Origin of the sequence: Mediterraneibacter sp. NSJ-151 (assembly GCF_022487435.1) — a bacterium.
Lineage (GTDB): Bacteria > Bacillota > Clostridia > Lachnospirales > Lachnospiraceae > Schaedlerella > Schaedlerella hominis.
Map to the genome: position 1 here is coordinate 350484 of NZ_JAKVPP010000001.1, position 22106 is coordinate 372589.

Genomic DNA, 22106 nt, shown 5'->3' on the forward strand with positions numbered 1-22106 from the left:
TTTCGTCTTTTTTTGTCGAAAAACAGTGCTAATATAATTAGTGTAAAGAACAGATTAAAAAGACGCAGTAATTAAGAAAACTGTAAAGAATATATAGAAAAGAAGGTAAAAATTATGAACGAAATGAAGATAACATTTAAAAAACCAGAAGAGATTTTAGATTTTGTAAATAAAGTAGAAAAATATGATTGTGCAATGGATATGAACAGAGGGATTTATGTAGTTGACGGTAAATCCATTCTCGGAATTATGAACCTTGGACTGAACAATATTATTAATCTGAAAATATATGATGAAGATTGCGAAGAATTAAAAAAAGAAATTGCTCAGTACGCAGTTGCATAAGAAAAGATCACGTAAAAAAGATGATAGTATAGGAATAAAGGGGACGCTGTGAGAAAACGAAATTATTTTCTTTCGGGGTCCTTTTAAAATGTAAAAAATGGGACGAATATCAAATTTTTTCTTGTAAATGAAACTACAGTATTTTATAATTAAAGTTATTCTGAAATATGCAGAATTAATTCGAAGGAATGGTAGAGATATCATCTGAAAGGAGGAACATTTTGAAGAACGAATTAGTGATAGTTCTCGATTTTGGTGGACAGTATAACCAGTTGGTAGCCAGACGTGTCAGAGAATGTAATGTATATTGTGAAATTTATTCCTATAAAACAGATATAGAAAAGATCAAAGCGATGAATCCAAAAGGAATCATCCTCACAGGTGGTCCAAATAGCTGTTACGAAGCAGATTCACCAACTTATACAAAAGAATTGTTTGAATTAGGAATTCCGGTTCTTGGTCTGTGTTATGGGGCACAGTTGATGTCACATGTATTAGGCGGAGAAGTGAAGCTTGCAGATGTTCGTGAATATGGTAAAACAGAAGTTATCATTGATAAGCCTGAGTCAAAAGTGTTTGCAGGAGTCAGCACACCAACAATTTGTTGGATGAGCCATTTTGACTATATTGCACAGGTCGCTCCAGGATTTGAGATTAGTGCTCACACAGCAGACTGCCCGGTTGCAGCAGCTGAGAATGCAGAGAAAAAATTATATGCGATTCAGTTCCATCCAGAAGTGCTTCATACAGAAGAAGGCACAAAGATGATCAACAACTTTGTGAAAAATGTATGTGAGTGTGCAGGTGATTGGAAGATGGATGCATTTGTAGAAGAAACAATCCAATCAATCAGAGAGAAAGTTGGCGGCGGAAAAGTATTACTTGCCTTGTCGGGAGGAGTTGATTCTTCTGTGGCAGCAGGACTTTTGTCAAGAGCTATCGGAAAACAGCTGACATGTGTATTCGTAGATCATGGTCTGCTCCGTAAAGATGAAGGAGACGAAGTGGAAGGTGTGTTTGGACCAAATGGCCAGTTTGATCTGAACTTTATCCGTGTGAATGCACAGGAGAGATATTATAATAAACTTGCCGGAGTTACAGAACCGGAAGAAAAACGTAAGATTATCGGAGAGGAATTTATCCGAATCTTTGAAGAAGAAGCAAAGAAAATCGGAGCAGTTGATTTCCTTGCTCAGGGAACTATTTACCCAGATGTGGTAGAAAGTGGTCTTGGCGGAGAATCAGCAGTGATTAAATCTCACCATAATGTTGGAGGGCTTCCTGATTATGTTGATTTTAAAGAAATCATTGAACCATTGCGTGATCTGTTCAAGGATGAAGTTCGAAAAGCTGGATTAGAGCTTGGAATTCCGGAAAAACTGGTATTCCGTCAGCCGTTCCCAGGACCGGGACTTGGAATCCGTATCATCGGAGAAGTGACAGCAGATAAAGTACGAATTGTTCAGGATGCAGATGCGATTTATCGAGAAGAAATTGCAAATGCCGGATTGGATCGCAGTATCGGACAGTATTTCGCAGCGTTGACAAACATGCGAAGTGTTGGAGTTATGGGTGATGAGAGAACTTATGATTATGCTGTTGCGCTTAGAGCGGTTAATACAGTGGATTTTATGACTGCTGAGGCAGCGGAGATTCCATATGAAGTTTTGAATAAAGTGATGAGCAGAATTATAAATGAGGTTCGTGGGGTTAATAGAGTATTTTATGATCTGACGAGTAAGCCACCTGGAACAATTGAGTTTGAGTGATGAAATGGACTTGGAAAAACCTTTATTTATGAGGGTTGCAAGCAAAATTGTTTAAGTGTTGGCAACGATTTGGCAACATTTAGAGTATCACTCACTGAATAATAGAGTACTTCAATAACAGAAAACCTTACTGATTTTCAGAAATAAAGCTGAAAGTCGGTAAGGTTTTTGTGCGTTTCGAGGTTGAAAATTAGTCGGATTCGGGTTTCAAGTCCTGTAAGATAAGGTCGCTGAGTTCTTGTGAGGGAATGACCTTTCTCCATTGTTTTGAGGTGTCTAATTCGGGATATTTGTACCGCCACTGGTCGTATTCTTCTTCGGTTATCTCGCCTTGTTCCAGACGGGCAGCCTGTTCCTGCCATGCATGGAACATATCAAACATAGTGGTGTAGGTTGTTCCGGCAGATTTATCTAACCGCAGACACACTTCTCCGTCAATCTCTCCGATTTTTAAGCCATACATATCTTCCAACGCAAAAAGCGTGTGCATAAGTCCGATATAACTGTCTATTTCCGGCACAGTGATTGCACGAGGACTTACATCGAGGAGATGTGCCATTTCTTTTACAAGGTCTTGTTTCGGTGTTCTGGATTCTGATTCGTATTGTGCCATACGGACATCAGAGGTCTTTCCTAGAAAACCGAGGAGTTCGCCTAACTGTTTCTGTGTCATGCCTTTCCGGTTGCGGAAAAAGCGGATTCTTTTGCCGATTGCCATAATAAAACCTCCGATACTAAACATTTCTGTTGAAGTTAGTATAACATGATGAAATAGGAATAGCAAGCGGAACTTAAATAAAAAAAGTTAAGATTTTTCTGCAAACCACTTGACTTAACGGAATTTATTTAGTATCATGAAAACATAACTTAAACAAAAAGAGTTAAAAATTGAATGACCGTCCAAACCGAACAAACGCCATGACCTTTAAAAAAGAAGCGAGCGTCCCTTATGTAGAGGGACTGGCACAGCGCCGAAAAGGGTTGCCTGTCAGAACGGGAAGGAGAGAACGGCAGGAATTTTAGGGAAAGGAGAGGATATAGATGGCAGAAAAATCATTTATGACGGTGGAAGAAGTGGCAACAGAATTAAGGGTATCAAAGTCCAAAGCCTATCAGGTTGTAAGGGAATTGAACACAGAATTGCAGAAACAAGGGTATATGACAGTAGCGGGGCGTGTAAATACTACTTTCTTTCATAAGAAGGTCTGTTACAGTGATTAAGTTGGAAGGAGATGATGGAAATGGCTGTATATAAAGACAATGCTACGGGAACGTGGAGGGTAATTTATCGTTTCACGAATTGGAAAGGGGAACGGAAACAGACACAGAAACGTGGGTTTGCAACAAAAAGAGAAGCACAAGCCTGGGAACATGAGGTTATGCTGAAACAGAACTCCAAACTGGATATGACATTTGCCAGCTTTTTTGAACTTTATGAAGCAGATAAAAAGCAGCGTGTCAAGGAAAGTACATGGGAATCTAAAAGCCATGTAATACGCACAAAGATTTTACCTTATTTTGGAAACCGGAAGATTGCAGAGATTGAAGCAAAAGACATTATTGCATGGCAGAATGAACTCATGGCGTATCAGGATGAGAAAGGTAAGCCCTATTCAGCAGATTATCTGAAGACAATACACGCACAGCTTACAGCAATTTTTAACCATGCTGTAAACTTTTATAATCTGCCTTACAATCCGGCAAGACGGGCTGGCACAATGGGAAATGAAATTCCAAAGGAGATGGACTTCTGGACAAAAGAGGAATATCTGAAATTTTCAGAAGCCATGATGGATAAGCCACGTTCCTTTTATGCTTTTGAAATGCTTTACTGGTGCGGTATCCGTTCCGGTGAGCTGTTGGCTCTTACTGCTGCTGATTTTGATTTCCAGAAGCAGACGGTCACGATCAGCAAGACGTACCACCGTTCCAAAGGGCGTGATATTATTACAAGCCCTAAAACAGCGAAAAGCAACCGTACCGTAAAAATGCCCCCGTTTCTCTGCGAAGAAATGCAGGAGTATATCAAAATGTTCTATGACATCAAGCCAGATGAACGGCTGTTTACGGTTACAAAATCTTATCTCAACCATGAGATGGAGCGAGGTGCAAAACAGGCGGGAGTGAAAAAGATTCGGGTGCATGATATTCGGCATAGCCATGTATCGCTGCTGATAAATATGGGATTTTCAGTGCTGGCGATTGGTGAACGGGTAGGACACGAAGCAGAAAAAATCACTTACAGGTATGCACATTTATTTCCAACTGTTCAGACAGAAATGGCAGAAAAGCTGGAAATGGAGCGAATGGAAAAGGAGAACAGCAATGGAAAGAAGTCTTGATTATAAAGGGCGTTGGAGAAATCATACCGTAGCATTTCGGGTATCGGATGAAGAAGCGAAGCTGCTTAATGATTTGGTAGCATTGTCTGGTTTGACAAAGCAGGAATATATCATAAGACGACTGACGTGCAGGGACGTGGTTGTACAGGGAAATCCGAGAGTTTATAAGGCATTAAAAAATCAGATGGCAGCTATTCATGAGGAATTAAAGCGGCTGGAAACAGTAAGCCCGGATAATGATGAACTGCTCTATACGTTGCAGGTAATTGCAATTACGTTAGAGGGATTGAAAGGAGAAGATGAATGATGGAAAAAATGAAAACGACTGCTCCCGTATCATCTGTTGGCGTAGATGGGGGGCAGCCGAATGTAAAAAAACACAATGAAATTATAGCAAATTCACAGGAACAAATCAATCAGCAAGCCACCAAAAACCCAGAGAAATCCGGGAATGACGGACTGCATACCATGTCCATGCCAGAATTGTATGACACTGTTTTTGTGCCGAGAGTACCGATTGTAGACGGTTTTCTCTATGGCGGCACATATCTCTTTGTAGGTGCGCCAAAGGTAGGAAAATCATTCTTCATGGCACAACTTGCCTATCATGTGGCAATGGGGATTCCGTTGTGGGATTATCCGGTGCGGAAAGGAACGGTGCTGTATCTGGCATTGGAAGATGATTATGCAAGACTTCAACGCCGACTGTCTGGTATGTTTGGTATAGAGTGTGCAGATAATCTGTATTTTGCAACACAGGCAAAGACCTTGAATGAGGGATTAGACAGGCAATTAGAAGGATTTTTGAAAGAGCGTAAGGACGCAAGGCTGATTATTATTGATACGCTCCAGAAAGTGCGTGAAGTTGGCGGGGACAGATACAGCTATTCTAGTGATTATGAGATTGTGACAAAGCTGAAATCATTCAGCGATAAATATGGTATCTGCCTGCTGGTGGTTCATCATACACGCAAGCTGGAATCGGAGGACAGCTTCGATATGATTTCCGGCACAAACGGACTGTTGGGTGCGGCAGATGGGGCGTTTATCATGCACAAAAAGAAACGGACAGACAATGAAGCAGTGATGGACATTGTGGGGCGTGACCAGCCGGATCAGGAACTGACTATAGAATTTGACAGGGAGCGTTGTGTATGGAAATTCAAGAAAGCAGAAACAGAGTTGTGGAAACAGCCACCGAACCCTCTTTTAGAAGCAATCAATGTGTTTCTGACAGAGGACAGACAGGCGTGGGAGGGAACAGCGACAGAACTTGTAAAGCAACTGCCGGATATACAGATACAGGCGAATGTGCTTTCCAGAAGGCTGAATACTGTCAATAGCCAGCTGCTCAATGACTATGGGATTTTCTATGATAATAAGCGGGGGCATGAAAGAAAAATCATTCTGAAACGCCTTGAAGTAAAAGAATAAAAGCGACGATATGCGTCGGTTGCGACGGTATTTTTGATAGCAGGCTGGTGTGGAAAATATCGACGCTATCGACGCAAACCGACGCAGAAAGGGAGAGAAGATGAAGAATGTACAGATTCCTTATGAATTGTTTATGTTGCTGATCCGTCACTATCTGGTGGAGGATGATACTTGTTTGGATGAAATCCGGCAGGGATTAGAGAAGAAACTGGATTCTTTGGTGCAGCATGAACTATATGGGAAATTTAAGACTGCTCCAACACAGGAGGAACGGGAAAAAGCCAGACAGGAATATCTGGATAGACGTGGAGTGCTGGACAGTTTCCGCTGGTAGTGTTTCTTGATGAGAATAGACAGGGGCGTGTCACACCCCTGTGATAGCAGACAAAGAGAAAGGTGTGATTGGATGATAATTCAGCCGGAATGGGGAACTCGGAACGTGAATAAGTATTTTTACGAAAGTGAAGCCAGGAGGATTGCTGACCTCAATGAAATTTTCGGAGAGGTAGAGCTGACAGATGATGAACAGCGGATACTGATATGGCTTGCCGGATGGGATGAATATACGATAGAAAATATGCTTTCAGCTATCCGAAAAGCTATGGTGGCAGAAGCAAAGCGGCTGAAAGCCGCCCGTCCGTAGGACAGAAAAGCTCCCGGCAGGGCGCAATGGCAGCTTTTGATGGACGGAACGGCTGTCAAAAGTGCTTTTGCGTTACTTTCGACGAAAGTAACAAAGCTATGTGCCGTATCCGGCACTGATTACCCCTAAACAGGGAGAAGGGATAAAGATTGAAGCGAACAATTAGTTTTATGACAGGAAAAGGTTCTGTTAATCATAACAGCAGAAAATTCCATGCAAAAAATATAGATTCGGAAAGAAGTTATCTGAATGTAGAATACTGTAACGAAGATGTCAAAGACGTGTATCACGAATTGTTTGATGAAGCTCTTGTTCGATACAACGAGAAGCAGACCAGAAGTGACCGTAAGATTGATGATTATTATGATAAAATTTGTTTCGGCAAACAGGAGAAACCGTTCCATGAAATCATTCTGCAAATCGGAGATAAAGACAATATGGGAGCGACAACAGAAAACGGACAGCTTGCTGCAAAGGTGCTTGATGAATATATGCGTGATTTTCAAAGACGGAATCCTACGCTACGGGTATTTTCTGCGTACTTGCACATGGATGAAGCGACACCGCATCTACATATTGATTTTGTACCATATACGACAGGAAGCAAAAGAGGACTCGATACAAGAGTTTCTTTGAAACAGGCATTATCGGCTCTTGGGTTTAAAGGAGGCACCAGAAGCGAAACAGAATTAAATCAATGGGTACAGCATGAGAAAAAACAGCTTGCGGAGATTATGTTGGAACGTGGGATTGAATGGGAACAGAAAGGCACACATGAAAAGCATTTATCAGTTTTGGACTTTAAGAAAAAGGAACGGGCAAAGGAAGTTGCGGAGTTGGAAGCGAAAAAAGAAAGTCTGGAAGAACATAATGTTGCCATACTGGAAACCAGTGAAAAGTGGTTGGGAGAATTGGAAAATCTTGAACAGGAGATTCACTCCGCACAGAAAATTCGTGAGGAAGCAGATAAAAAAGCAGAAGTGGCTAAGAAAGAAGCGGCAAGATATGAGAAAAAACTGGTGGAGATTGCTCCTATGGTAAAGGATATGGAGCGATTTGCAGTTAAGTATTCGTATGATCCAGAGGAAGTGCTGCCAGAAGCCGGAACATTGGAAAGCGGAAAGACTTATAGAGAGAAAAAGGCAAAGCCACTGATTGAAAAAATCATAACGGTTCTGCGGTCTGTGTATCGGGCGTACTTGGATATTTCCAGAAATTATAATGATTTGCAAAGGTCATGTGAACGAGCATGGAACAAGGTTAATGCGCTTTCTCAATATGTAGAAAAACTTAGGGACGAAAATATTGAAATGAAAGAAAAACTAAAGGATGTTCAATATTTATATCGAGTTATGGGAAAAGAAAAGGTAAATAAAATTATTCAGCAAGGGAAAGAAGCGGAAACAATAGATAAGATGAAAAGGCAGGCACAAAGAAGAACTCAATGGGAAAGATAAAAGCCTTTACGGAATCGTAGAATGTGTTTATAATTAAGAAAAGATTTTGTATAAGCAGAGAGAGGATATTGTCCTCTCTTTACTTATATTATACCATAAAAATCAAGAATTTTAAAGACTGGAAATGCCATTTAGCTGGTGCTATACTGCTATCACTAATAAAGCGATAGGGGGGATTAACATTGGAAAAAGAGTGGATTCTTATGGTGCAGCAGAATCAATTAGGGAACTTGTTGAAAACTAATCAGAAAACAGAAAAATTCGGACTTTCTATAAGCGAACAAGATGCGGAAATGATTTTGCAGGAGAGAAAGAATGCTCTGCAAGAACAGAAAAGAATTGAATTCGGAGAGGGAATTGTTCAAAAAATTATTTATGAGTTCTGTGATTCAGACTACATTGATCAAAACAACTATGTCAATACGATTATCCGCCTTCAAGAAATTTTTTATCTTTATAAAAATGAAATGAATGATGAAATTACTGATGATGAGCTATTGCATTTTATGAAAGAGCAATTTGATAATGTGTGCTTTGGTGATTTGGAATATTTGGAAGGAACATGTCTTTCCATATTTGCACAGGCAATTCGAGCTGGTTATAGAGGATTTCAAAAAACAGAGGGACGACAAGAGTATGAGCAATTTGATGAGGTGCAGCGTTGGGATTACGAGTTGTATCTTGAAACTCTGAAAAATTTGTGTTGGGAGTAAAGGTTGACTATGGATTACGGGATGAGTGAATTAGTACCGATTGTGGGAAAGCTGGCGGAAAAATATACAGGACATGAGCATACTTCAATAAGCTACGAGAAGGCAGAACAGTTAATGGAGGCAGTTTTATACTGTATTTGTGAGACAGAAAAGGAAAATACGGAATTCGCTGTTCAAGGAGAAAAATTGGATGTTGAAAGAATATATTTACTTGGAAAACATCTTGTAGAGGAAAAAGTTAAAAAAAGTCTGGAGTTATACAATCACATTTCTGCGGAGTTTTGTGATTACGGTAATTTCTGTTTGCAAAATATTTTTTTAAAAGATTTACCGTATTTTTTTGAACATTATAATTATCAGTTCGCTCCTCAAGATACAATGATTATTATAAATTATTCAACATGGAACGATGTTTCCAGTGATAAGGGGATTGATAAAATCTGGAACTTTTTGCAATCTGTTTTGTTGGAACAAAAGTTTTTACAGGCTTTCCCGAAACAAGAGATATATCGTGTTTTGATAAAGTACGATATTGCAAATGAAGGGGAAGCAGAGAATTTGTGCGAGATTATTCTACGCACTATAATGATGAATATTTTCTTGGGAAAATATCCTTTAGATTCTGAGTTCACAAAAGAGGATTGTATTAGGCTGCAGGAATTGTTCAAAGGCATGAGAGAAGATGAGATAGAAAAACAATTTCAAAAAATAGTACAGAAACTGGTAGAGAATTATTATGGTGGCGATGAGAAGCTGCAAGATTATTTGTGTATTGGTTTGAGAGATATGGCAGTTAGGACAAAGAATGCTGTTCAAAACGAAACGCTTATAGGCTATTTAAAAATAGACTGCACACTCTGGTAAAATGTTCAAAAAGAGCATTGTTAATTCTGAAAACTTTGGTATAATAAAAATGTGGCAACATTTTGGCAACAGAAAACCAGTAAGCCAGAATAAATGATGTAATTGAAGTAGAAAACGGTGTGTATTTGCATAAGACTTAAATTAATATAGTTAAGTGCAACGAAGGACACGCCGAGTTTGAATAAATCGAGTTGCTTAAAAAAGCCAGTGTTTATGCGGGTTTCAGCGATTTCGATTAGTCTTTTGATAACAAATTGATAACAGTCATAGCAAGTGCCATTATTCTTGTTATCCAGTGGTTTATGGGTAACGGAACAATTAACAGGTGGCTTGCAGACTAAAGTTCGGAGCTTGGCTCTGAACAAATTCCATATTATAAACTAAGCCCTTAGCTGTGGTTAATAACCATAGTTAAGGGCTTTTTTGTCGTTGCCAAAGCATCTGTAGGGAGCTGCCAGTGGCAGGTCCTGTAGGTGCTTATTTATCTTTCAAGTGGTCTTTGAATGCTTCCACGAGAGCGTCACTTAATTCCTGTGATGGAACTTTTGCCCAACGCTGTGTGGTGTCGAACTCTGGATAATGGTAACGCCAGTTATCGTATTCTTCTCTGTTGATTTCTTCGGAAGATAGCTTGTCTGCCTGTTCTTTCCAAGCATACAGCATTTTGAGGAGTTCATATGCTTCTCTGCCTTTGTCCTTGTTGACCTTTAAGCATACCTCTCCGTCTGCTTCACTGACAGTAAGACCGTAAATATCTTCAAGGGTAAACAGAGTGTGCATAAGACCGATATAGCTGTCTATGTCAGGAACATCAAGAGCCTGTGGAGAAACATCAAGCACCTGTGCCAATGCATTTGTAAGGTCTGCTTTCGGTTTGCGTGTACCAGTTTCGTACTGTGCCAAACGCACATCAGCACTCTTTTCTGGAAAACCGATTGCTGTACCGAGATACTTTTGTGTCATACCACGCATTAGTCTGAAAAAATGTATTCTTTCGCTGATAGCCATAATGATACGCTCCTTTTATATTTAGTGAAATAAGTATAGCAGAAATGTTTAGTGGAAGTCAAGAAAAACCGAAACAAAAATGTTTAATATTTTCTTTGCAACCACTTGACAATAGCAAATATGTTTAGTAAAATAAATTACGAATTAAACAAATATGCTTAATGCGACAACTGAATGACCGTCCGAAAAGCCAAACCGCCAAGACCTCGTCGGAGCAAGTTCCGTATCGTTCGCTTGTGTGCAAGCACAAAAGCTCATTCGCTGCACTGCTCCTCCTCTTCCCCAAAAGTCTCCGACTTTTCGGGAACCCCTATACGAGCGAGCGCCTGATGTACTGCGGTGCATTGGGACAGCACAGCGCCTGCCGACAAGCAGGAGTGCCTGTTGGAACTTTAACACGGAGAAAGCGGCAAGCAAAAAATTATTTTAAGAAAGGAAGAAAAAGGATATGGAAAACAGATTTATCCGAGCCGAAGATGTGGCTCAGGAACTAAACGTATCAAAACCTTATGCATATAAACTCATCAGACAATTAAATGAGGAATTGAAAGCAAAGGGCTTTATTACGATTGCAGGGCGTGTAAATCGCCAGTATTTTTACGAAAGGCTCTACGGAGCAGGAAAGGGGGAAATGTAAATGCCGGTATTTAAGAATGAAGATAACGGTACTTGGTATGTGATGGCAAGGTATGTGAACTGGAAAGGGGAACGCAAGCAGAAATGCAAGCGTGGCTTTGCTACCAAACGAGAAGCACAGGAATGGGAAAGAATGTTCAAATTGCAGACTTCTTCAGACCTTGATATGAGTTTTGAAGCCTTTACGGAGCTTTATATCAATGATGTGAAGAACCGTTTGAAGGAAAACACGTGGCTTACCAAAGAGCATATCATACGCACAAAGATACTTCCGTATTTCGGGAAACTGAAAATCAGCGAGATTTCCACAAAGGAGATTATTACTTGGCAGAATGAAATGCTTGCCTATCGTGATGAGAAGAAAAAGCCTTATTCACAGACGTATCTGAAAACGCTGCACAATCAGTTGTCCGCCATTTTCAATCACGCTGTCCGCTACTATGAACTGCGTTCCAATCCTGCGGCAAAGGTGGGAAATATGGGACGTGAGGAACACAAGGAAATGCTGTTCTGGACAAAGGAAGAATACAAGAAATTCTCTTTTGAGATGATGGACAAGCCTGTTTCCTTTTATGCGTTTGAAATGCTTTACTGGTGCGGTATCCGAGAGGGCGAGCTGTTAGCTTTGACTCCGGCAGATTTCAACTTTGATAAGGAAACAGTCACAATCAATAAATCCTATCAGCGTTTGAAAGGGCAGGATGTGATTACTTCTCCGAAAACGAAAAAGAGCAACCGCACGATTAAAATGCCGAAGTTTCTGTGTGAGGAAATGAAAGAATATCTCGGTATGCTTTACGGATTGAAGAAGAAAGACCGTATCTTTACGGTGACGAAAAGCTATCTTCATCACGAGATGGACAGAGGGGCAAAGGCGGCAGGCGTGAAGCGTATCCGCATTCACGATCTCCGTCACAGCCACATTTCACTCTTGATTGATATGGGCTTTTCTGCGGTGGCGATTGCTGACCGAGTTGGTCACGAAAGTATTGATATTACTTATCAGTACGCACACCTCTTTCCGTCAAAGCAGATTGAGATGGCAGAAAAATTAGATGATTTAGGGAAAGGAGATTTTGAAAATGTCAGCTAAGAACAGAGATAACAAAAATCGTTGGAGGAATATCACAGTAGGGTTTCGAGTATCGCCCGAAGAAAACGAACTCATTAACAGAGCTGTAGCTCTATCAGGATTGCCAAAACAGGAGTATTGTTACCGCCGTTGCTTAAATCAGGATGTGGTGGTACAGGGCAATCCGAGAGTGTATAAGGCGTTGAAAACGGAATTTGCCACAGTCCTTGCGGAACTGAAAAGGATTGAAGCAGGAAAAGGTGTGGATGATGAACTGCTGAGTGTAATAGAACTGATTTCCATTATTCTCGGCGGTTTGAAAGGAGAGGATGCGAATGGAGAATAAAAAAGAAATGACTATTCCAAATGTATCTGCGGCAACAGATGCGGAACAGTCACTTTCCAAATGTACTGACAATAGTATAGTCAATCAGGATACGGATTTCAAGGGGTACGAGCAATCTTTTGAAGAAATGCAAAGGGAAATACTCAGACAGTTAGACCCTTCCTATCTGAAAACAGTATCAATGACAACGCTGTATGATACGGTGTTTGAGGTTCAGACACCACTTATCGACGGTCTGCTCCAAAGGGGAACTTACCTTTTCGTAGGTTCCCCGAAAGTGGGAAAGAGCTTTATGATGGCACAGCTTGCCTATCATATCAGCACAGGCACACCGCTTTGGGAGTATAAGGTGCGTAAGGCAACGGTGCTTTATTTTGCCCTTGAAGATGATTACCCACGTTTGCAGAAGCGATTGTTTCAGATGTTCGGTGCAAAGGAGACAGGCAATCTGTATTTCGCAACGGAATGTAAAACGGTCAATGGCGGACTGGAAGAACAGATAAGAGGGTTTATGAGGGAACACCCAGACACAGGCTTGATTATCATAGACACCTTAAAGCGTGTGCGTGAAGCAGGCGGAGCAGATTACAGCTACGCAAGTGATTATGATGTTGTGGCAAGGCTGAAAGCGTTGGCAGACAGTTACAAGGTTTCAATGCTTATTGTTCATCATACACGCAAACAAAAATCGGAAGATATATTCGATATGATTTCAGGCACGAATGGTCTGATGGGTGCGGCAGACGGTGCATTTGTTCTCAGTAAGGACAAGCGTACTTCCAACAATGCCACACTTGATGTTGCTGGCAGAGACCAGCAGGATATGAAAATCCATCTTGTAAGGGACAGCGAGCGATTGGTGTGGAACTTTGCAAAATCGGAAACGGAGATGTGGAAAGAACCGCCCGAACCTCTGCTTGAGAAGATAGCGGATACGCTCTTTTCGGAAAGTGACAGATGGGAAGGAACTGCTTCGGAACTTTGCGAAAGGCTTGCGGTGGATATAAAGCCGAATGTACTTTCTTTAAGGCTCAGTATCAACGCAAGCAGGCTGTTTCGTGATTACGGTATCCGTTATCAGAACAGCCGCACACACGACGGAAGAAAGGTTTCACTTTGGAAAGAAACCGAGCAGACGGCGTGACAAACGGTGTCAAAGGTGTCAATGTTTTTGAGAGCAGCACGCTGTGAAAAACATTGTCACCATCGTCACACTTTGACACCGGATAAAGTTTAGGGGAGTGTGCAGAGAGTGCCTTTTCAAAGGCGGCTCTTTGGTCTCGCCTGCTGGCTCGGTCGGTTCGCAGGCGTGTGTGCCACCGGCACACGCTCACCCCTCGGAGAGCCTTCGGAGAACGCAAAACCTGTTTACAGGTCGCATTTTTGATGGGTGTACCCGTCAAAAGTGCTTTTGCGTTACTTTTGACAAAAGTAACAAAACCTGAGAATGTTGAAATTTACAGATGGGAGATGAAAAAATGCAGAGAACGATAAGTGCAATGGTCGGTAAAGGCTCGGTCAATCACAATAGCCGAAAGTTCCGAGCAGAAAATGTAGACGGAACTCGTACTCATCTCAATATCGACTACTGCAATGAAAATATAAAGACAGTTTATCACGAATTGTTTGATGAAGCATTGGAAAGATACAATGCCAAGCAGATAAGGTCAGACCGAAAGATAAAAGATTATTATGAAAAAATCCGAAGTTCCAAGCAGGAAAAACCGTTCCACGAAATCATTTTACAGGTGGGCGGTAAGGGAAATATGAACGCCGATACGGAAAACGGAGAACTGGCAAAGCAGATTTTAGATGAATACTATCAGGGTTTTCAGGAGCGAAATCCACAGCTTCGGGTGTTCTCGGCTCATCTGCATATGGATGAAGCTACACCACATCTGCACATAGATTTTGTACCTTTTACCACAGGCAGCAAGCGTGGACTTGATACAAGAGTGTCACTAAAGCAGGCTCTTGCAACGCAAGGTTTTAAGGGCGGCAGTCGTGGCGATACGGAGTGGTCGCAATGGATACAGTCCGAAAAAGAACAGCTTGCGGCGGTGATGGAACGTTATGGGATTGAGTGGGAACATTTAGGCACACACGAAAAACATCTTTCTGTTTTGGATTATAAAAAGCAGGAAAGAGAAAAAGAAGTGGCGGCATTAGGTGCGAAAATCGAGCAGAAACAGATTGAATTTGATGTGTTGTCGGAACGAGTATTGAACTATGATAAGGCAAAAGACGAGCTGTCAAATCTTGAAATAGAGCTTGATACTGCACCGAAATATCAGTTGCCAGAACCAGAGAAATTTATGACTGCAAAGGCATATAAAACCAAAATGGCAGAGCCGGTTGTAAGGAAATTGAAGCAACTTGTCAAAACGGTGCTTGCCCGCTGCTTTGAGGGGTGGGACAACTATCATAGGCTGAATACAGCGAATGCACAGTTATACCGCACCAATCAGCGTTTGGAGAAAGTCAATGAAAGATTGACCGAAGAAAACAAAATCCTAAAAGCAGAAAATAAAGATTACAGCCTGCTCCGTAAGGTTTTTGGTCGCAAACAGATAGATGATTTGTTGGAGCAGGCAAGAACAGTTAAAGGTCGCAAGCGTGATAATACACGATCACGATAGACAAAAATCACAGGAGGAAAAGGAAAATGACAAAGACAATTTTTGAAGAAATGGGCGGAACTTATAGACAGGTGGGTGATTATTTATTGCCGAACATCACAGTACCAGCCGAAGAAGAAATAGAGCCGATTGGTTTATGGGGGAAACGACATGCAAGGCATTTAAAGGAACACTATAAAGTGTTATATATGAACCTGCTGACAAGCGGAAAGCTGCATAGTTATCTTGCAGAAGTCGATAAGCAAGCAGAGGATATGTTTCTTCGACTGGTAAAGGAATATGCCGACAGACAAGATGTGACGGAACAATTAAAGAAAGATAATCCCTACGAATGGATTGGAAGAATGAATAATATTCAGGCTTGTGTGAGGGAAGTTGTAGGAACGGAGTTGATTTACACATAAGCGTTTTACGGTATGGTGCTCCTGCGTTTGCTGGAGTGCTGTGGTTGTGGTTGTAAAGAGGTTGTGAAAGATTGAATTTCGTAATGGTTGGATGTATAATTAGGAAGTGAAAATTTTAATTTGCACTTCCATAAGGTGAAATGTATTGACACAAAAAATACAGTATGATAGTATTGCCATTAGAAGAAAGAAAGGCACATTTTGTGTAAGGTGAGGAAATGATTAATAGATAATTTGATTTAAGTAAGACACATATAGTTATTGAGCCTGTAGAGAATAGGTTTGTTTTGTGTACGCTTAAGTTGGATTATCGCAAGAGGCATTTCCTTTGTTTTCCTTTTGGAAAAGAAATAAGGGTCTATTTAGCGAGTCTATTTTTGCGTATGCAAAAAAGACTCGTTTTTGTGTGTTCAAAATAATAATTGGCTCAGACTTCGAAAAGGAGAAACTTTAATGTTGCAGATAAAAAAATTAAATTTAACACATAAAAAAGACCTGAGAATAATTCTTAATGATTTCAACCTTGTGCTAAATGATGGAGATAAGGCAGTTATTATTGGAGAAGAGGGAAATGGGAAATCGACATTAATGAAGTGGATATACAATCCGTCGCTTGTAGAAAACTATATAGAAGCAGATGGGGAAAGGATAATGGGACACGAACGTCTTGGTTATCTTCCGCAGGAGATGCTCGATGAAGATAAGGAAAAAACAATATACGAATATTTTTCTGAAGAGGAAATATTCTGGGAGAAAACGCCTAAAGAATTGTCTGTTATTGCGGGAAAATTTGGAATGAAAAATGATTTTTTCTACAGTAACCAGACAATGGGTAGTCTTTCAGGAGGCGAAAAAGTCAAGACACAACTTATGAGGCTTTTCATTCGCGATGTTTCTGTGCTGTTGTTGGACGAACCTTCCAATGACATCGACATTGCGACGCTTACATTACTGGAAAAAATCATAAATGACTGGAAGCACATTGTGCTTTTTATTTCACACGATGAAACGCTGATAGAGCGTACTGCCAACATGGTGATACATATCGAGCAGATTATACGAAAAACAAAGGCGAGATATACCGTGGCAAAGCTTCCCTATAGACGCTATGTGGAAGAACGGCTTCATAAATTTGAAATCCAAAAACAGCGGGCACTGAGTGACCATAGGGAGAAAAAGATTCGCGATGAAAAATATCAAAGAGTTATGCAGAGTGTACAAGGTGCATTAAGAAGTTGTACCAGACAAGCACCGTCTGTTGCCAAAAACTTAAAGGACAAAATGCATACGGTTAAGGCAATGGAACGAAGATTTGAAAAAGAAGATGAAAATATGACTCAGATGCCGGAACAGGAAGAAGCAATCTTTGTCAAATTAGGGGATGAAAACTCACACATTCCCGCAGGAAAAACGGTCATAGAATATGAACTTTCAAAGCTTGTGACTCCGGATGGCAAAAGAATTTTAGCAGAAGGAATTCATTTAAAAATAAAAGGTTCAGAAAAAATCTGTATGATAGGAGCCAACGGGGCAGGAAAAACGACTCTTCTAAAAAAGATAGCGGAAGAACTCCTAAATCGGAATGACATTAAAGCAGAATATATGCCTCAAACTTATGAAGACCTGCTGGATTTGGATGTTACACCGGTTGATTACCTTGATAAAACAGGAGATAAAGAAGAGCGTACAAGAATTAGAACATACCTTGGTTCACTTAAATACACACCAGATGAAATGGAGCATCCGATTCGGGAGTTATCAGGCGGACAAAAGGCGAAAGTGCTTCTCTTGAGGATGAGCTTAAGTGGTGCAAATGTTCTTATTCTGGATGAACCGACAAGAAATTTTTCACCATTGTCCGGTCCGGTAATAAGAAAAATGCTCCGAGAATTTCCGGGGGCTGTCATTAGCATTTCTCACGATAGAAAGTATATTGAAGAGGTGTGCGATAAAATATATCAGCTAAATCCTAATGGATTACAGCTAATTGGTGATTGATAACAAAAAGGATGAAAGACTGACAAATTTCAGGCTTTTAGTGAGTTGGAAAGCATACAAAGATTTGAATTTGGAGGATAGATTATGGTACGTACAGAAGATGCATGTGAAATTATAAAATATGCTTTGCAAAACGAAATTAAAGTATATTTAGATGGCGGATGGGGTGTTGATGCACTTCTTAAAAGAGAATCAAGAATACACAATGATATTGATTTGTTTGTTGAACTGAAACATTATCATGATTATATTTATGTGATTAAGCAGCATGGATTTGAGGAAGTAAATACTGATTATACAACGGATGGTCATACTGTCTGGAAAGATGATAAACAAAGAATCATTGATTTACATTGTTTTGAATTTACAGATGACGGAATTGTTTATGAGGGAGATATATTTCCATCAAAAACTTTTTCCGGTATTGGAAAAGTTGGAGATATAACTGTTTCTTGTATTGAACCATTGAGTCAGGTAATGCTTCATTTGGGATATGAACACGATAAAAATGATGTGCATGATGTGATGCTGTTGTGTGAAACATTTCAAATAGCAATACCAGATGAATATAAGGAAAAGTAAAATTTCAGTTTTGTGTTGAATCTCTAAGCAAAATAGCTTATAATTTGACATGCTACATATAGTTATTATCCACAGTTATCGAGTAGGTGTTATCAATGCCGATAACAAAATGATAACATTAGCTCGTATAGGCAGGATAATATGGATATATCAAATAATCAAAAGAACGAGAAACATTACAGAGAATAATTCCTAAACAAAAAGCGTTAGTCTTTGTAGAGTTTGAATAGTTGACGCTGGGCTACAAAGCCCGTAACCACGGGGCTTTGCGGCTTTGGGTGTTTGAAATTGCATTATCATTGCATTTTTATATTTCTTTGTGATACATTGCAGTATGCTGATTACTGGTATAATTAGCAATACTTTGAGAAGCTGACTGGTAGCTGAGAACCCCGGTCAGCTTCTTTGCAATCTCAATATTGGTGTTTGGATACAGATGACCATAAGTTCCTAGTGTCGTCTGTATTTTTTCATGTCCAAGACGCTCTTTAATCAGCAGTGGATTTTCGCCCATGCTGATAAGCAGGGAAGCATGCGAATGCCGTTACGGTATAATAACGACAAACAGAAAAAGCCTTTATTTTCAAGGGGTTTGAGCGTTTGTCGTCTTTTATTCAATTCCTTTTCCAAGTTGAAAATTGACGAAAACTATAAAGAAAAAAGGAGGCTGTTTTATTAACGACAAAATTTAATAGTGCCAGCGGTCCGGCTTTATGTCTGACCGCTGGTTGCCGTGGGCGTTTCACTTTTATAGGTGGACGCCCTTTTTTCATACTCATTTTCGAGAGAAAGGAGATCCACATGGAATTAAACGAAATGGAAAAAAAGCTGCTCTTTCAAGTGGAGGGCGATTATCAGACAAAGATCCTGAATGAACTTTATATGACCGTGCGGTATTCAAATAATTCCGAACAGCGGGAGGCGGCAGAAGGTCTTATGGCAAAACTTCGTGTTCTGTCAAATGCAGAGTGCATGGACTTGGTAAAAGATATTCAGAAGAATTACCGTCTGCCCTATCCAGCCCGGACGATTGGAGAAAAGATCGCCGAGGCCAGACAACAATCAGGGGCAGAAAAATTGAAGGGGCATGACATCATGGCACTTGAACGCTTTGATCCAGAAGTAAAGCACATGATCGTCTTTGATGTATTGTCTTACGATTCCCCTGTTGGCGACAAAGGCGATAAGATGCGCTTGTTCCTTACAGATGCCGGCTATCAGAAATTTTTAGAGAGCCAGGAACGGGGCGAAGTGAAACTGAAAAACCATGCGAAGGTCTCTGACGGTCATCTCCATTATGACCGCAGGGATCATGCCTTGTAACGGAATAGTCGAAGAAAGGAGGCGATACAATGGCAGTATTCCGTGTAGAGAAAACAAAGGACTTTACGATAATGAGCAATCACCATCTGCGCAATACGGAGTTGTCCTTAAAGGCAAAGGGGCTTTTATCACTTATGTTGTCGCTGCCGGAAGATTGGGATTATACCACGAAGGGACTCGCCCATATCTGCAAGGACGGTGTGGATTCTATCACTACTGCCCTGAAGGAACTGGAGCGGCATGGTTATCTCACCAGACAGCGCCTCCGCTATGATAACGGGCAGTTGGGAGACATTGAATATACGATCCATGAGCAGCCTGTAAGTACCGAAAACATAGGGCTTTCACCTAAACGGGAAAATCCAAGACAGGTAAAACCTGAACAGGCAAAACCTAAACAGGCGGAACCTGAACAGGAAAATCCGGCACAATTAAATACTAATCCATTAAAAACAAAAAAATCAAAAAAAGATAAATCAATAACTTATCCATCAATCTATCCGGCAGAGCCGGAAGCGGCGAACCGCACGGATGGGATGGATCGGATAGAGCTGATAGAAGCATATCGTGAAATCATCAAAGAAAATATCGAATATGACTTACTGGTCTTACGGTATGGCAGGGAACGTCTGGACGAAACCCTTGAACTTATGCTTGAAGTGATTTTGTCGAAACGCCCTTACATACGCATCGCCGGAGATGATTTTCCGCGGGAGATCGTCAAGAGCCGGTTCCTGAAGATCAATTCCGGTCACTTAGAGTATGTCTTTGACTGTATCGACAAGAACACGACGAAGGTCGGAAATATCAAAGCATATCTGCTGGCGGCGCTGTATAATGCCCCGGCTACAATGGACAGCTATTACCGTGCCGAGGTCAATCACGATCTGTACGGCTGTTAGGCACCTTTGGGTGTCTTTTTTCATTCCATCACAGGAAGGAGGCAAAGCACGATGAAAAGAATCACTGTGCCGGTACAATGCCCGGCGTAACCAAAGAACAGATTCAGGCAGCGCGGGAAGCTGATCTGTTTACTTACCTGCAGTTCCATGAACCCGGTGTGCTGAAACGGGATGGACCTAATTTCCGGCATAAGGAACATGACAGTCTGGTATATGTGACCGGGAAAAGGTACTGGTACTGGAACAGCCGTGGACGGAGTATCAATGCGCTGGACTACCTGATCCAGATTCGGGGATATGGTCTTGTGGATGCGGTTCATGCTCTGGTAGGTGGCGAAATCCGACATACACCGGCTTACCGAAGTACGGCAGAAATACAGGTATCAAAAGAACCGGAAAAGAAAGCATTCTCTCTCCCCTGGGCCAGACGTTGCGCGGCCGCTGCGGTCTCCTATTTGCAGAAACGGGGGATCAGCTCAGAAGTCATTCGCCAGTGTTTACAAGCCGGGATTTTTTACGAAGCCCGGTATCATGGAGAACCGGTTTGTGTATTTGTAGGGAAAGATGATTCCGGGAAAGCGAAGTTCGCCTGTATGCGCAGTATCGGCGGCAATCTCAAAAAGGATGTCTATGGCAGCGACAAAGGATATAACTTTTGTTATCCCCCGCAAAGTCCGGGTAGCCGGCATGTGGCAGTCTTTGAAGCTCCTATTGATGCGCTTTCCCATGCAACGCTTCAAGAGCTGGAGGGATGGAAATGGAATGGTTACCGCTTGTCTTTGGGAGGTACTTCCCATGTGGCGCTGACTTCTTTTCTGGAACGCCACCCGGAGATCCGGCGTGTTACCCTTTATATGGACCACGATCTTGCCGGATTTGTCAATGCCCGGAAAATCAAGACCATGCTCCACGAGGATAAACGTTTCCGTCATATCCGGGTAAGTGTCAACCCTCCCCGGATGGGAAAAGATTACAATGAAAAATTGCTGGAGGTTCGGGAACAACTGCAAACCAGCCAGCACCAACGCCGCCCAAAAGAGGCGGCTGTTTCAATTTAGGGAGGATTTCAACATGAATGGATCTCAACATATCTGCTTTACAGACAGCGCCGGAAAAGCGCTGTTTTCCATTCCCGACAATGGTTTACTCTGCCTGTTCTATGGAAACGGGGACAGGCACTTTGCTGTTTGTCATCGTCTGGATGACACCCATGCAGAAATTGACGGGGTAAATTATTCGTTGCCGGATTTTGCCAAAAGGATGAAACACAACCAGATCAGCTTTGCCCCGGCATAAGGCTGGAAAACAAATAACAGGAGGATTTGAAAATGAAAAAAATTGAAAATACCGCTTTGCAGATGATTGCCGAGGCTTCCCGGTGTCCAGACTACGGCCCCGATATGGTTAAATCGCTGATGAAAAAGCTGGACATGAACGAAAAGGGCTTTGCGCTTTTGATGAATGTTGCCCCATCCACAGTGCGTCTTTGGACTAGCGGAGCTGCACAGCCTTGCGGCACAGCAAAACGCCTCATGCAGATTTATGAAACCGGTCCGGAGATTGTCGGCAAGATTGCCGGCGGGCAGCTACCGGCAGATGGGAGGGATTGATTAAATGGCGGGGACAGAT

General features: G+C 41.4%; 26 protein-coding genes and 1 pseudogene. 24 read left to right on the forward strand and 3 right to left on the reverse strand.

What is annotated here, in order from left to right:
* The first annotated feature begins 114 nt into the window (after window positions 1-114).
* Both LQE94_RS01695 and guaA read left to right on the forward strand, forming a co-directional pair.
* Window positions 115-345 (forward strand): HPr family phosphocarrier protein, encoded by a 231-nt coding sequence (locus LQE94_RS01695; RefSeq protein ID WP_022075512.1) that lies wholly within the window; start codon window positions 115-117, stop codon window positions 343-345.
* A gap of 221 nt (window positions 346-566) precedes the next feature.
* Complete coding sequence (gene guaA / locus LQE94_RS01700) at window positions 567-2114, forward strand: glutamine-hydrolyzing GMP synthase (protein WP_022075511.1); 1548 nt, start codon at window positions 567-569, stop codon at window positions 2112-2114.
* 190 nt (window positions 2115-2304) lie between these two features.
* Here the strand turns inward: guaA and LQE94_RS01705 are convergent, their stop codons facing one another.
* Window positions 2305-2832, reverse strand: coding sequence for a helix-turn-helix domain-containing protein (locus LQE94_RS01705; protein WP_117578167.1), 528 nt, complete (start codon window positions 2830-2832; stop codon window positions 2305-2307).
* A 323-nt stretch (window positions 2833-3155) separates the two neighbouring features.
* Here LQE94_RS01705 and LQE94_RS01710 point away from each other — a divergent pair, with 323 nt between their 5' ends.
* The 9 genes from LQE94_RS01710 (at window position 3156) to LQE94_RS01750 (ending at window position 9567) form a co-directional block, all read left to right on the forward strand.
* Entirely contained in the window at window positions 3156-3335 is a 180-nt protein-coding gene (locus tag LQE94_RS01710) for a DNA-binding protein (protein WP_117509452.1), read from the forward strand.
* Window positions 3336-3355: 20 nt separating this feature from the next.
* Entirely contained in the window at window positions 3356-4456 is a 1101-nt protein-coding gene (locus tag LQE94_RS01715) for a site-specific integrase (RefSeq protein WP_178601650.1), read from the forward strand.
* Window positions 4440-4763: a plasmid mobilization protein gene (locus LQE94_RS01720; RefSeq protein ID WP_117509450.1), complete on the forward strand. Its 324-nt coding sequence runs from the start codon at window positions 4440-4442 to the stop codon at window positions 4761-4763. Before LQE94_RS01715 ends, LQE94_RS01720 begins: the two co-directional genes overlap by 17 nt.
* Complete coding sequence (locus tag LQE94_RS01725; protein WP_178601649.1) at window positions 4760-5890, forward strand: AAA family ATPase; 1131 nt, start codon at window positions 4760-4762, stop codon at window positions 5888-5890. The genes LQE94_RS01720 and LQE94_RS01725 overlap by 4 nt, the downstream gene beginning before the upstream one ends.
* Window positions 5891-5990: 100 nt before the next feature.
* Complete coding sequence (locus LQE94_RS01730) at window positions 5991-6224, forward strand: complexin-2 (protein ID WP_117509448.1); 234 nt, start codon at window positions 5991-5993, stop codon at window positions 6222-6224.
* A 105-nt stretch (window positions 6225-6329) separates the two neighbouring features.
* Window positions 6330-6533: a hypothetical protein gene (locus LQE94_RS01735; RefSeq protein WP_227596735.1), complete on the forward strand. Its 204-nt coding sequence runs from the start codon at window positions 6330-6332 to the stop codon at window positions 6531-6533.
* 170 nt (window positions 6534-6703) lie between these two features.
* On the forward strand, window positions 6704-7990 hold the full coding sequence (locus LQE94_RS01740) for a plasmid recombination protein (RefSeq protein WP_178601651.1): 1287 nt from the start codon (window positions 6704-6706) through the stop codon (window positions 7988-7990).
* A 203-nt stretch (window positions 7991-8193) separates the two neighbouring features.
* On the forward strand, window positions 8194-8703 hold the full coding sequence (locus LQE94_RS01745; protein ID WP_416386906.1) for a DUF6323 family protein: 510 nt from the start codon (window positions 8194-8196) through the stop codon (window positions 8701-8703).
* A 9-nt stretch (window positions 8704-8712) separates the two neighbouring features.
* Window positions 8713-9567: a DUF6179 domain-containing protein gene (locus tag LQE94_RS01750; RefSeq protein ID WP_178601647.1), complete on the forward strand. Its 855-nt coding sequence runs from the start codon at window positions 8713-8715 to the stop codon at window positions 9565-9567.
* A 477-nt stretch (window positions 9568-10044) separates the two neighbouring features.
* Here LQE94_RS01750 and LQE94_RS01755 read toward each other — a convergent pair whose 3' ends face one another.
* A complete protein-coding gene (locus LQE94_RS01755) occupies window positions 10045-10575 on the reverse strand; it encodes a helix-turn-helix domain-containing protein (RefSeq protein WP_009247529.1) in 531 nt (176 codons plus the stop codon).
* Between the two features lie 448 nt (window positions 10576-11023).
* On the opposite strand from LQE94_RS01755, the gene LQE94_RS01760 reads away from it, so the two are divergent.
* From LQE94_RS01760 to LQE94_RS01795, 8 genes are all read left to right on the forward strand, one after another.
* On the forward strand, window positions 11024-11212 hold the full coding sequence (locus tag LQE94_RS01760; RefSeq protein ID WP_009247528.1) for a transcriptional regulator: 189 nt from the start codon (window positions 11024-11026) through the stop codon (window positions 11210-11212).
* Entirely contained in the window at window positions 11213-12304 is a 1092-nt protein-coding gene (locus LQE94_RS01765; RefSeq protein WP_009247527.1) for a site-specific integrase, read from the forward strand. It abuts the gene before it with no gap.
* Entirely contained in the window at window positions 12294-12629 is a 336-nt protein-coding gene (locus LQE94_RS01770) for a plasmid mobilization protein (RefSeq protein ID WP_009247526.1), read from the forward strand. Before LQE94_RS01765 ends, LQE94_RS01770 begins: the two co-directional genes overlap by 11 nt.
* Window positions 12619-13773 carry an AAA family ATPase gene (locus LQE94_RS01775; protein WP_009247525.1) on the forward strand — a complete coding sequence of 385 codons (1155 nt, stop codon included), beginning with the start codon at window positions 12619-12621 and terminating at the stop codon, window positions 13771-13773. The genes LQE94_RS01770 and LQE94_RS01775 overlap by 11 nt, the downstream gene beginning before the upstream one ends.
* Before the next feature lie 355 nt (window positions 13774-14128).
* On the forward strand, window positions 14129-15268 hold the full coding sequence (locus tag LQE94_RS01780; RefSeq protein WP_019190307.1) for a plasmid recombination protein: 1140 nt from the start codon (window positions 14129-14131) through the stop codon (window positions 15266-15268).
* A gap of 26 nt (window positions 15269-15294) precedes the next feature.
* Window positions 15295-15672, forward strand: a complete 378-nt coding sequence (locus LQE94_RS01785; RefSeq protein ID WP_009247523.1) for a TnpV protein — start codon at window positions 15295-15297, stop codon at window positions 15670-15672.
* Window positions 15673-16125: 453 nt separating this feature from the next.
* Window positions 16126-17670, forward strand: a complete 1545-nt coding sequence (locus tag LQE94_RS01790; RefSeq protein WP_240576859.1) for an ATP-binding cassette domain-containing protein — start codon at window positions 16126-16128, stop codon at window positions 17668-17670.
* A gap of 84 nt (window positions 17671-17754) precedes the next feature.
* A complete protein-coding gene (locus LQE94_RS01795; RefSeq protein WP_009247521.1) occupies window positions 17755-18252 on the forward strand; it encodes a nucleotidyltransferase domain-containing protein in 498 nt (165 codons plus the stop codon).
* Window positions 18253-18559: 307 nt separating this feature from the next.
* Here the strand turns inward: LQE94_RS01795 and LQE94_RS01800 are convergent.
* Window positions 18560-18796: pseudogene (locus LQE94_RS01800) on the reverse strand (site-specific integrase); the annotation flags it as partial.
* 257 nt (window positions 18797-19053) lie between these two features.
* On the opposite strand from LQE94_RS01800, the gene LQE94_RS01805 reads away from it, so the two are divergent.
* The 5 genes from LQE94_RS01805 to LQE94_RS01825 all read left to right on the forward strand — a co-directional run bounded on the left by LQE94_RS01805 (window position 19054) and on the right by LQE94_RS01825 (window position 22087).
* Window positions 19054-19575: a DUF5720 family protein gene (locus LQE94_RS01805; RefSeq protein WP_005361050.1), complete on the forward strand. Its 522-nt coding sequence runs from the start codon at window positions 19054-19056 to the stop codon at window positions 19573-19575.
* A gap of 29 nt (window positions 19576-19604) precedes the next feature.
* Window positions 19605-20477: a DUF6017 domain-containing protein gene (locus LQE94_RS01810; RefSeq protein ID WP_118399281.1), complete on the forward strand. Its 873-nt coding sequence runs from the start codon at window positions 19605-19607 to the stop codon at window positions 20475-20477.
* 77 nt (window positions 20478-20554) lie between these two features.
* Window positions 20555-21535, forward strand: coding sequence for a DUF3991 domain-containing protein (locus LQE94_RS01815; protein ID WP_240576860.1), 981 nt, complete (start codon window positions 20555-20557; stop codon window positions 21533-21535).
* A 13-nt stretch (window positions 21536-21548) separates the two neighbouring features.
* Window positions 21549-21773, forward strand: coding sequence for a hypothetical protein (locus tag LQE94_RS01820; protein WP_055156485.1), 225 nt, complete (start codon window positions 21549-21551; stop codon window positions 21771-21773).
* A 32-nt stretch (window positions 21774-21805) separates the two neighbouring features.
* On the forward strand, window positions 21806-22087 hold the full coding sequence (locus LQE94_RS01825) for a helix-turn-helix domain-containing protein (protein WP_005361060.1): 282 nt from the start codon (window positions 21806-21808) through the stop codon (window positions 22085-22087).
* Window positions 22088-22106: the final 19 nt, after the last annotated feature.